The 6,853-nt window shown below is 72.6% G+C and carries 6 protein-coding genes and 2 rRNA genes; 4 read left to right on the top strand and 4 right to left on the bottom strand.

Annotated elements, in window-relative coordinates:
• Positions 1–35 precede the first annotated feature (35 nt).
• Together GL263_RS18335 and GL263_RS18340 are read left to right on the top strand one after the other, a co-directional pair.
• Positions 36–1,016, top strand: coding sequence for an ABC transporter substrate-binding protein (locus GL263_RS18335; RefSeq protein ID WP_182856812.1), 981 nt, complete (start codon positions 36–38; stop codon positions 1,014–1,016).
• A gap of 2 nt (positions 1,017–1,018) precedes the next feature.
• Complete coding sequence (locus tag GL263_RS18340) at positions 1,019–1,885, top strand: siderophore-interacting protein (protein WP_182856809.1); 867 nt, start codon at positions 1,019–1,021, stop codon at positions 1,883–1,885.
• Positions 1,886–1,953: 68 nt separating this feature from the next.
• Here the strand turns inward: GL263_RS18340 and GL263_RS18345 are convergent, their stop codons facing one another.
• Entirely contained in the window at positions 1,954–2,988 is a 1,035-nt protein-coding gene (locus GL263_RS18345; RefSeq protein WP_182856810.1) for an HAD hydrolase-like protein, read from the bottom strand.
• A 121-nt stretch (positions 2,989–3,109) separates the two neighbouring features.
• On the opposite strand from GL263_RS18345, the gene GL263_RS18350 reads away from it, so the two are divergent.
• The gene (locus GL263_RS18350; protein WP_182856811.1) at positions 3,110–4,378 is read left to right on the top strand and encodes a DUF1015 family protein; all 1,269 of its coding nucleotides are present in this window, start codon (positions 3,110–3,112) and stop codon (positions 4,376–4,378) included.
• 70 nt (positions 4,379–4,448) lie between these two features.
• On the opposite strand, the gene GL263_RS18355 is transcribed toward GL263_RS18350, so the two are convergent.
• Positions 4,449–5,240, bottom strand: a complete 792-nt coding sequence (locus GL263_RS18355) for a tetratricopeptide repeat protein (protein WP_182856813.1) — start codon at positions 5,238–5,240, stop codon at positions 4,449–4,451.
• On the opposite strand from GL263_RS18355, the gene GL263_RS18360 reads away from it, so the two are divergent.
• A complete protein-coding gene (locus GL263_RS18360) occupies positions 5,181–6,317 on the top strand; it encodes a hypothetical protein (RefSeq protein WP_182856814.1) in 1,137 nt (378 codons plus the stop codon). The two genes, GL263_RS18355 and GL263_RS18360, sit on opposite strands and share 60 nt — an antisense overlap.
• A gap of 154 nt (positions 6,318–6,471) precedes the next feature.
• On the opposite strand, the gene rrf is transcribed toward GL263_RS18360, so the two are convergent.
• Positions 6,472–6,588, bottom strand: a 5S ribosomal RNA gene (gene rrf, locus GL263_RS18365).
• Between the two features lie 140 nt (positions 6,589–6,728).
• Positions 6,729–6,853: ribosomal RNA gene (locus GL263_RS18370) — 23S ribosomal RNA — on the bottom strand; the annotation flags it as partial.

The following is a 6,853-nucleotide window of genomic DNA, read 5'->3' on the forward strand; positions in this document are numbered from 1 at the left end:
CCCGCCGCGCCGCACCGGCTCCCACCCGCCGCGCCCTGCTCACGGCCGCCGGCGCACTCGGGCTGGGCGCCCTGCTCACCGCCTGCGGCGGCGAGCGGCGCGACGGCGGCACGGGAGACGACGGCCGGTGGTCCTTCACCGACGACCGCGGCCGCGAGGCCAAGACCGCTCGACGCCCCGAACGTGTCGTGGCCTTCACCGGCGCCGCGGCCACCCTCCACGACCTCGGCGTCGACCGCCGGCTGGTCGGCGTCTTCGGCGAGACCAAGCAGGCGAACGGCAAGGCCGACCCCGGTGCCGGCGACCTGGACGTGGACTCCGTCGAGATCGTCGGCAACGCCTGGGGCGAGTTCAACGTCGAGAAGTACGCGGGGCTGCGCCCCGACCTCCTCGTCACCCACATGTTCGACAAGGGCTCCCTGTGGTACGTGCCCGACGAGAGCCGCGAGAAGATCCTGCGCGTCGCACCTAGCGTGGCCATCACCACCGGCCGGGTCCCGATCACCGAGCCGATCGAACGCTACGCGGAACTCGCCGGCGCGCTCGGCGCGGACCTCAAGGCGGAGAAGGTCACCCGCGCCAAGGCCAGGTTCGAGAAGGCGGCGGAGAACCTGCGCCGCACCGCACGCGGCAGCGGAATCCGCGTCATGGCCGCCTCCGGCGCCCCCGACACGTTCTACGTCTCCAGTCCGAAGGTGAACAGCGACCTCATCTACTTCCGGCAGCTCGGCGTGGACCTCGTCCAGCCCGACGACGTCGAGCAGGGCGGCTACTTCGAGAGCCTGAGCTGGGAGAACGCCGACAAGTACCAGGCCGACCTCATCATCCTGGACAACCGCACCACCTCGCTCCAGCCGAAGGACCTGAAGAGCAAGCCCGGTTGGCGCAACCTGCCCGCGGTGCGCGCCGGACAGGTCGTCGAGTGGGACGCGGTTCCGCGCTTCTCCTGGGCCGGCTTCGCACCGGCACTGGAGGCGCTGGCCCGGGCGATCGGCGACGCGAAGAAGGTCGCCTGACCGTGACGACGGACAACACCACGGCAACCGCCGCCGACCCCCCGCCCTTCCGCTTCTTCGACGCGCGGGTGCTGCACGTCCGGCGGCTGAGTCCGAGCCTCACCCGGGTGACCTTCGGCGGTCCCGGGCTGGCCGGCTTCCGCTCGGGCGGACACGACCAGAGCTTCTCCCTCTTCCTCCCACCGCCCGGCCGCACGGTCCCGGACGTGCCGGGCCGGGACGGCGACGGCTGGTTCCACGCCTGGCGTGCCCAGGACCCGGCGGAACGCGCCATCATGCGCAGCTACACGGTCCGCGCGCAACGCACCGGCGCGGGCGGACACCCGGAACTGGACGTCGACTTCGCGCTGCACGGCGACGTGGGCCCGGCCTCCCGCTGGGCGGCGGGCGCCGCCCCCGACGACCGGGTGCTGCTGCTCGGCCCGGCGGTCGAGGACAACAGGAGCGTCGGCTTCCGGCCGCCCCCGGACACCGACTGGGTGCTGCTGGCCGCCGACGAGACGGCGCTGCCGGCCGTCGGCGGCATCCTCGACCGGCTGCCGCCCGGCCTGCCCGCCCTGCTGTGGCTCGAAGTGCCGCACGAGCAGGACCGGCAGGCCCTGCCGCTTCCGCCGCACGCCCACGCGCACTGGTTCACCCACGGCGGCGATCCGGCACGCCGCGGCCGCCTCACGCGGGCGGTGGCCGGCGCCGAACTGCCGACCGGCCCCTGCTACGCCTGGCTGGCCGGAGAGGCCGGCGGCGTCAGGGCGCTGCGCCGCCACCTCGTCCACGAGCGCGGACTGGACCGCCGGCGCGTCACCTTCTCCGGCTACTGGCGGCTCGGCGCAAGCGAGGAACAACTGCGGCAGGAGGCCCTGGACGGGTGACCGGGCCCGTCGGACCCGGATGCCCCCGTCCGTCGGGCCTGGCCGCCGTCGTGAGGGCGCGCCCGACGTCACAGCTCGACGCGGGCCAGCGCCTTCTCCGAGCGCGGCACGCCGCCCGGCGTGCCGGGCGCCGCGTCCGCCGCCGACCACGCCGCCGCACAGAGCGCCCGCAGCGCCTCCACCCGCTCGCCGTCGCCGGACAGCTCAAGCTCCCCGTCGGCCACCCGGGCCGACCAGCCGCCGCACCGCCAACCACCGTCCGACTCCGTCGCCGGCCCGTGCGCCTCCAGCAGACCGCGAAGATCCTCGGCCACATAGGTGGGGCGCCGCCCGGGCGGCGCCGCGAGCAGCTGCGCGCCGTCGGTGACACCCGTCAGCACCAGCAGCGAGTCCACGCCGCCGTTCACCGCGCCCTCGATGTCGGTGTCCAGCCGGTCACCGACCACCAGGGGCCGCTCGGCGCCGGTGCGCAGGATGCTCTCCCGGTGCATCGGCGGCAGCGGCTTGCCCGCCACCCTCGGCTCCGGCGCCTCCCGCATCCACCGGGTGGCGATCCGCACGACCTCCACGGCGGCGCCGTTGCCCGGCGCGATGCCGCGGCCGCTGGGGATCGTCAGATCGGTGTTGGACGCGTACCAGCGGGCGCCGCGGCCGACCGCCAGCGCCGCCTCCGCCAGCCGCCCCCACGGCAGCTCCGGGCCGCCGTAGCCCTGCACCACCACGTCAGGCGCGTCGTCGGCCGACTCCACGACGGCCAGACCGCGCTCGGCCAGCGCCACCCGCAGCCCCTCACCGCCCACACACAGCACGCGGGCCCCGGACCCGGCCTCCTCGGCGATCATGCGTGCCACCGCCTGCGCCGAGGTGACCACCTCGTCGGCCTCCGCGGGCACACCGAGCCGGGTGAGATGGTCGGCGACGGTCCGCGGGGTGCGGGCCGCGTTGTTCGTCACGTACGCCAGCCGCATCCCGGCGACCCGGGCAAGCGCCAGCGACTCCACCGCGTGGCCGACCGCCTCCCCTCCGGCGTACACCACACCGTCCAGGTCCAGCAGCGCGGTGTCGTACGTGGTGTGCAGCGCTCGCGCACAGGATCCGAGCATCGTCGAACGATCCCTCCGGTCGGGTTGTGATCAGGTCCGGCCGCGACGGCCCCGTACGGCATTGTCCGGTACCGGCCGGAACGGTTCCCACCTCGGGGTCCGGGAGACATAGCATTCTCGGATGCATCTGGACGGACTCCGCCTCGCCCCCTTCCGCGGCCTGCGCTACAACAGCACCAAGGTGCGCAGCCTCGCCGCCGTCACCTCCCCGCCGTACGACGTCGTCGTCCGGCCCGACGGCGTGCACCAGCTGGAGACGGCGGACCCGTACAACATCGTCCGGCTCATCCTGCCGCACACCGCCGACCCCGCCGCCCGGCACCGGCTGGCCGCCGACACCCTGCGCCGCTGGGAGGCGGAAGGCGTCCTCGTCCGCGACCCGCTGCCCGCGTTCTACGTGTACGAGCAGCGGCGCGGCGACACACTCCAGCGCGGTCTCATAGGCGCCCTGCGCCTCACACCGCCCGAAGAGGGTGTTGTCCTCCCCCACGAGGACGTCATGCCCCAGGTCGTGGCCGACCGGCTCGGCCTGATGAAGGAGACCCGCGCCAACCTCGAACCCCTCCTGCTGTCCTACCGAGGCGACGACGGCAAGCGCGGCGCCACGGCCGTCACCGAACGCACCGTGCGTCGCGAACCGCTGATCAGCACCGACACCGAGGACGGCTTCCGCCACCGCCTGTGGGCCGTGACCGACCCCGCTGAGCAGGCCGAGATCACCGACGACCTCGCCACCCGCCGCGCTCTCATCGGCGACGGTCACCACCGCTGGGCCACCTACCTGCGGCTCCGCCGGGAGCACCCCGGCGACCCCGCCTGGGAGGACGGCCTCGTCCTCCTCGTCGACAGCAACCACCATCCACTGCAGGTGCACGCCATCCACCGCGTGCTCCCCCGGCTGGCACCCGAGACGGCACTCAGGTCCCTTGAGGACCAGGCCCGTTGCCGGCCCGTCGACGGGCCGCTGGAAGAGGCGCTGCGCCGGCTCGACGACGCCGAGGGCAACACCTTCCTGCTCTACGGCGGCGGCTCCTACCACCTCGTCGACCGGATCAACCCCCGGCTGCTGACCGACGCCGTTCGCGCCGACCGGCCGGCCGCCTGGCGGGAACTCGACGCGACGGTGCTGCACTCCGTGCTGCTCGACCAGGTGTGGCAGGTGCCCGACCAGCCCACGGACATCGGCTACCTCCACTCCGCGCACGCCGCGACCACCCAGGCCGACCGCGCCGGCGGCACCGCCGTCCTCATGCGTCCCGTCAGCGAGGACACCGTGCTGGAACTCGCCAGCCAGGGCGTGATGATGCCCCGCAAGTCCACGTCCTTCGGCCCGAAACCGGCCACCGGACTTGTGCTCCGCACCCTCGACGAGGAGACACCCCGCCCGTGAACCGGTGGGCGGGGTGCGGGACACATGCCCACACCCCGCCCACCGGACTCAGCCGCGTGCGACCGGCGGCCTACCGCTCGCCGCCGCCCTCGGTACCGGACTCCTGATCCGCGTCCTCGACGTCCCGGTCCTCCGTACGGTCCCGGTCGTCGCCGTCGTGCTCCTCGGCCTCCGGGTCGAGGGCGTCCGTGAACTCCACGCCGTCCAACTCGGCCAGCCGGTCCGAAGCGTCCGTCACGCCGCCCTGATCGACCTCGAGGGCCTTCGCGAACCACTCGCGCGCCTCGTCCTCACGCTCGACGGCAAGCAGCGCGTCGGCGTACGCGTAGCGCAGACGGGCGGCCCAGGGCTGGGCGGAGTTCGCGTTCAGCTCGGGGCACTGGAGAGTCACCACGGCGGCCTCCGCCTGACCCATGTCACGCCGAGCGCCCGCGGCCACCAGCCGCATCTCGACCCGGCCCTCCTTGTCGAGCTTCTGCACCTCCGGCTCGCCCGCCATGGCAAGCGCCTTCTCCGGACGCCCGAGACCACGCTCACAGTCAGCCATCATCGGCCACAGGTGCTGTGCGCCCGTCATCCGGCGAGCCGCACGGAACTCGGCAAGCGCCTCCGCGTACTTCTCCACGCCGTAGGCTGCGAAGCCGGCCGCCTCACGCACGGCGGGCACCCGCGACGCGAGCCGCAGCGCGACCTTCGCGTACCCGTACGCACCCTCGGGGTCCTCGTCCAGCCGACGCGCCACCATGACGAGGTTGCGCGCGACATCCTCCGCGAGGGTCTTGGGCAGGGTACGGAGCTCCTGGTGCACGGCGGCGTCCAGTTCCTCGCCGGTGACGTCCTCGTCGATCGGCAGTCGCCGCAGCGGGGGGCGGTCATACCGCCGGTCGTCCCGGTCGAATCCCTCACGCCGAGGGCCGCCACCGCCCCGGTAACCACCCCGGTCACCACGGTCATCCCGGCCACGGCCGTACGGCCGCCGCTCGTCGTCGCGACGGGGACCGCGGGGGCGGTCGTCACGGTCCCGGTTGAACGGCCGCCGCTCGTCATCGCGACGGGGGCCACGGGGGCGGTCGTCACGGTCGAAAGACTGCCGGTCGTCGTCCCGACGGGGACCGCCAGGACGGTCGTCACGATCACGGCCATACGGCCGCCGCTCGTCGTCCCGACGGGGACCGCCAGGACGGTCGTCACGATCACGGCCGTACGGCCGCCGCTCGTCGTCCCGACGGGGGCCACGGGGGCGGTCGTCACGGTCACGGTCGAAAGACTGCCGGTCATCGTCCCGACGGGGACTGCCAGGACGGTCGTCACGATCACGGCCATACGGCCGCCGGTCATCGTCCCGACGCGGACCACGGGGGCGGTCGTCACGATCACGGTCGAACGGCCGCCGCTCGTCATCGCGACGCGGACCACGCGGCCGGTCGTCACGATCACGGCCATACGGCCGCCGCTCGTCGTCCCGACGGGGACCACGGGGGCGGTCGTCACGATCCCGGTCGAAAGACCGCCGGTCATCGTCCCGACGGGGACCACGGGGGCGGTCGTCACGGTCACGGTCGAAAGACCGCCGGCCGTCGTCCCGACGCGGACCGCCAGGACGGTCGTCACGATCACGGCCGTACGGCCGCCGGTCATCGTCCCGACGCGGACCACGCGGACGGTCGTCACGATCCCGGTTGAACGGCCGCCGCTCGTCATCCCGACGGGGACCACGCGGACGGTCGTCACGGTCACGGTTGATTGGACGGCGATCGTCGTCCCGACGCGGACGGTCGTCACGGTCACGGGGGAAGTCACGCCGGTCGCCCTCACGGCGGTCACCCCGGCGCTCGTCGGGACGTCCGCCGGAGCGGAAGCCACCACCGCTGCGGTCGCCTGGCCGACGCTGGCCCGAGCCCTCCGACCTGGCAGGCCTGTACGGCCGGTCCTCAGATGAGTTCGACATCAACGTGACTCCTTGTTCTGGCCGTCCCACAGCCATTCTCACGCGCCACGACGACGAGCGCGATGTTTCTCAAAGCAAGCGGAAAACGAAGAGGGCCGCCAGCCCCAGCGCACTTGCTGGGGCCGACGGCCCTCTCTCAAAGATTGTTCGGCGGCGTCCTACTCTCCCACACGCTCCCGCATGCAGTACCATCGGCGCTGACAGGCTTAGCTTCCGGGTTCGAAATGTAACCGGGCGTTACCCCATCGCTATGACCACCGAAACCCTATCACCGCTCCCTATAAGAGCGGAAACCGACAAGGTCAGCGAACAAGCACACTCTTCAGTTGACTTGTTGTTTCCAAGCACAACCGGTTCTGGCTGTTCATTGCCTCAGAACCAACACAGTGGACGCGAGCACATATGGTCAAGCCCTCGGCCTATTAGTACCGGTCAACTCCAACCCTCACAGGTCTTCCATCTCCGGCCTATCAACCCAGTCGTCTACTGGGAGCCTTACCCCAACAAAGTGGGTGGGAGTCCTCATC

The organism is Streptomyces durbertensis (genome assembly GCF_014156695.1).
Lineage (GTDB): Bacteria > Actinomycetota > Actinomycetes > Streptomycetales > Streptomycetaceae > Streptomyces > Streptomyces durbertensis.

What these genes read in the sequence shown, in the direction of transcription:
- GL263_RS18350 (WP_182856811.1), top strand. Translation starts at nt 3,110, where the DNA reads ATGCATCTGGACGGACTCCGCCTCGCCCCCTTCCGCGGCCTGCGCTAC.
- GL263_RS18345 (WP_182856810.1), bottom strand. Translation starts at nt 2,988, where the DNA reads ATGCTCGGATCCTGTGCGCGAGCGCTGCACACCACGTACGACACCGCG.